Origin of the sequence: Brucella sp. IR068, from assembly GCF_049065885.1 — a bacterium.
Classification (GTDB): Bacteria; Pseudomonadota; Alphaproteobacteria; order Rhizobiales; family Rhizobiaceae; genus Brucella; species Brucella intermedia.
The window spans coordinates 1-4,043 of record NZ_JBAKHE010000037.1; the positions used below are offsets into that span (position 1 = coordinate 1).

Below are 4,043 nucleotides of genomic sequence, written 5' to 3' on the forward strand. Positions count from 1 at the left end.
AAACCCCAGTTTGAGGCAAGGTTGGGGCGGGTAGTTGTTGTAGCTGTTTTTGAGTGGATTGTTTGTCCATGGGATTTTGATGTTGTGGCGCGTTTGACTGGCTTTTGGTTGCGCCCTATGGATTTGGAGCATTGAATGAGCCTCTATGGTATGATGCGCACGGGCGTTTCGGGCATGAACGCGCAGGCCAACCGGCTTTCTGCGGTTGCGGACAATATCGCGAATGCGACGACGACGGGCTACAAGCGGGCCAACACGCAGTTTTCGTCGCTGGTTCTTCCCAATACCGCCGGCCAGTACAATTCGGGCAGCGTGCTGACCAATGTCCGTTACGGTATTTCGGAGCAGGGCGGTCTGCGCGGCAGTTCGTCGGCCACGGATCTTGCGATTGAGGGCAATGGTTATTTCATGGTGCGTGGCGCGGACGGATCGACGTTCCTGACGCGTGCGGGTTCGTTTGTTCCCGACAAGGAAGGCAATCTGGTCAATTCGGCCGGTTATTACCTTCTGGGTGCGGGGCCTGACGATCCGGGCGGGGCGCTTACGACGACCGGGCTTGGCGTTATCAATACCAAGGGCAAGCCCCTGCCGCCGGTAGCCAGTACCTCGGGCAAGTTCACCTTCAATGTTCCGCCGACCGACAAGGTTGTGGGCGAGGGGGAGTATAATCGGCAGACTTCGATCATTGCGTATAACTCCAAGGGCGAGGAGATCAAGCTCGATGTCAGCCTTGCCAAGACCGCGGACAACAAATGGAACGTGACGGTCAAGAACGCAGCCGACGGGAAGGTCCTGGCTGGCCCGCACGAGCTGACTTTCGACGCGAAGACGGGAGTGGTTGCCTCCGGCGGGGAGCTGGCGGTCAATCTGAAGGACTATGGCGGGGAAAACATCAAGCTTGATCTTAGTGAAGCCACACAGCGTGCCGGCGATTACGCGGTTTCAGAGAACAAGTGCAACGGCCAGCCCCCTTCCTCGGTGAAGCGCATCGGCGTGGCCCAGGACGGTGCTGTGGTGGCCGTCTACGAGAATGGCGTGCAGAAGGTCCTGGCACGTATTCCGCTCGCCAATGTTGCAAGCCCTGACAATATGACGGTTGTCAGCGGCAATGTGTTCCTGCCCAGTGCGGAATCGGGCGATATCCAGCTTGGTTATCCGCAAAGCAAGGGCATGGGGCGGATCATGGCTGGCGCGCTGGAGGAATCCAATGCCGACATCGCCCAGGAGCTGACCGACATGATCGAGGCGCAGCGCAGCTACACCGCCAATTCCAAATCCTTCCAGACCGCTTCGGAACTGATGGATGTTCTGGTCAATCTGAAGCGATGAGTTGAAGCGTTCCGGGCAGGGCAATCCTGCCCGGAACCTGTTTTATGCGTCCCCTGTCAGTTGTGTGTCCGCACAGGCATGGGGTCAGTTTCGAAGCCTTGTTTTGATTGTATCGGTGCGGCGCTCTCGTGCTGGCCGACCATGTTTTTTGAGGAATGGGACAGATGTCGCTCAGTTCTGCACTTTCGACAGCCAGAAACTCGCTTGCAGCAACGTCCAGGCAAACATCGGTGGTCTCGCGCAATCTGGCCGGGCTCAACGATCCGGACTATTCCAGGCGCACCGCCTCCCTGGTGTCGGGATCTTACGGCTCGCAGTTTGTCAGCATTCGCCGTTCCAGCGACGATGCGCTGTTGACCAGGCTCACCCAGTCCAACAGTGCATTTTCTTCTTCCTCCATTCTGGCCGGCGGGCTCGACCGCCTCTCGTCGGTGTTCTCGGGCAATGATTCCTCCGCCTCGCCGGCAAACCTGATCGGCAAGCTGCGCAATGCATTGCACAATTTTGCCACCTCGCCATCCAACAGCACGCTTGGCGACAGCGCGGTCTCAACCGCCCGTTCCCTTGCCGATGCCCTCAATACAGGCACCAGACAGGTCCAGACGCTGCGCCAGGATGCCGACAAGGAGATTTCCCAGTCCGTTTCCCGCGTCAACGAGCTTCTGACACGGTTTGAAAAGGTCAACAGGCAGATTGTCTCCGGCACGCGCCTCGACAACGATGTGTCCGACTATCTGGATCAGCGTGACGCGATCCTCAAGGAACTTTCCGGCGAGATTGGCATCACCACCGTGATGCGCGGCGACAATGACATGGTCATCTTCGCCGATAACGGGGTAACTCTGTTCGAGACCACCGCGCGCAAGCTCAGCTTCAATCCCTCCGGCACCCTGACACCGGGTTTTGAGGGCAATCCCGTGCTGGTGGACGGTATCCCGCTTAGCCATGATACTTTCGACCAGCCCTACGGAACAGGCCGGCTGAGCGGACTGCTGCAGTTGCGTGACCAGATCGCGCCGCAATACCAGTCGCAACTCGACGAGATGGCCCGCGGTCTGGTGACCATGTTTGCAGAACGCAGCCAGTCGGGTACAGGTGCCGACAAGACCGGCCTGTTCAGCTGGGCAGGATCGCCCGATGTCCCCGATGCGAAGGTCTCGGCAGGCCTTGCCGGTTCGATCAGGGTGTCTTCGGCCTTTGTGGCCTCTGAAGGCGGCAGCTCGCTTCTGCTGCGCGATGGCGGGGCCAATGGAGCCGATTACAAATATAACACCACCGGTTCGTCCGGCTTCAGCGATCGTCTGCGCGCGCTTGGCGAGGCATTCTCCACGCCCGTCAGTTTCGACAAGGCGGCAGGCCTTTCGGATCGTGCGAGCCTGATCGATTACAGCGCCTCGTCCGCCAGCTGGCTTGAGGGCAAGCGCAAGGCGGCGCATGAGGAACTGACCTATAACAGGACAGTCACCAACCAGGCGGAACAAGCCCTTTCCAACGCCACCGGTGTCAATATGAGCGACGAAATGGCGCTGCTTCTCCAGCTGGAACATTCCTACCAGGCAACGAGCCGGCTGCTGACCACCGTCAATGCGATGTTCGATACCCTTCTCAGAGCAGTGTGAGCCCCATGAAAATGCAATCCATCTCCAGTCATGCAACATCGGCAGCGCTTCGCCATCTGATCACCCGGACGCGGGCCGAGCTGGTGAAGGCACAACAGGAATCCAGTACCGGAAGCGTGGCCGATGTCGGTCTGGCCCTTGGCTCCAGAACCGGGCAAACGCTATCGTTCAGGCAGGAATATGATCGCCTCCACGTGCTCAAGGATATGAACGCACTGGTGCAGGAGCGCATGAAGGTGACGCAGGCTGCAACGGGCAAGATCCTCGCAAGCGGGCAGGAGTTCATGAAGAACCTGACCGGCGCCACCCGTGCTGCGGAAAGYGCGGCCACGATYGCAAAAGCTGCCCGCTCCGTGCTGGAGGGCGCAACGGGGCTGCTTAATTCCAGCTTCAAGGGCGAATATGTGTTTGCCGGCGTCAACACCGATGTGAAGCCGGTGAATGAGTAYAAGGAAGGCAGTGCCGCGCAAAAGGCGGTACGTCAGGCGTTTGAGGATCATTTCGGGTTCGCGATGAACGATCCGAARGTGGCCAACATCACCGGCGAGGAGATGGAGGCCTTTCTGAAAGGCGATTTTGCCAGCCAGTTCRACGATGCCAACTGGGCCCGGAACTGGTCGAAGGCCTCCGATACGCCGGTCAAGAACCGCATCTCGCCCACCGAAACGGTGGAGACCTCGGTCTCGGCCAATGCCGAGGGTTTCCGCAAGACGATCATGTCGGCTGTCATGATGGCCGARTTYGCCACCATCGGCCTCAACRGTTCGGCCTTTGAAGCGCTGAAGGGTCAGGCAACACAGATGTCAGCCGAAGGTATCAGCGGGGCGACSGCTGAGCAGGCAAGGCTCGGTCTGTCAGAGGCGCGCATCAAAGAGGCCAGCGACCATATCGACGCCCAGCAGCATATTCTCGAGCGGTCGGTTAACGATCTGGAGGCAGTCGATCCCTACGAGGCCAAAACGCGTTTCGATATATTGAAGACGCAGCTGGAGATGGCGTTCTCCCTGACCGTCCAGCTGCAGAATATAAGCCTGCTCCGCTATCTCAAATAGCCGGCATCGGATGTAAGCCGCAGGCCGGATCGCCCCGTTTGCC

3 protein-coding genes are annotated in these 4,043 nt (G+C 59.1%); all 3 read left to right on the forward strand.

All coding sequences use genetic code 11. The annotated features are described in order from the left end of the window. Positions 1–135: 135 nt before the first annotated feature. Positions 136–1,329, forward strand: a complete 1,194-nt coding sequence (locus tag ACOWVS_RS23290) for a flagellar hook protein FlgE (protein ID WP_075042546.1) — start codon at positions 136–138, stop codon at positions 1,327–1,329. Between the two features lie 164 nt (positions 1,330–1,493). Next, complete coding sequence (gene flgK, locus ACOWVS_RS23295; protein WP_075042547.1) at positions 1,494–2,948, forward strand: flagellar hook-associated protein FlgK; 1,455 nt, start codon at positions 1,494–1,496, stop codon at positions 2,946–2,948. Positions 2,949–2,953: 5 nt separating this feature from the next. Further along, positions 2,954–4,000: a flagellar hook-associated family protein gene (locus tag ACOWVS_RS23300; protein ID WP_420973176.1), complete on the forward strand. Its 1,047-nt coding sequence runs from the start codon at positions 2,954–2,956 to the stop codon at positions 3,998–4,000. Positions 4,001–4,043: the final 43 nt, after the last annotated feature.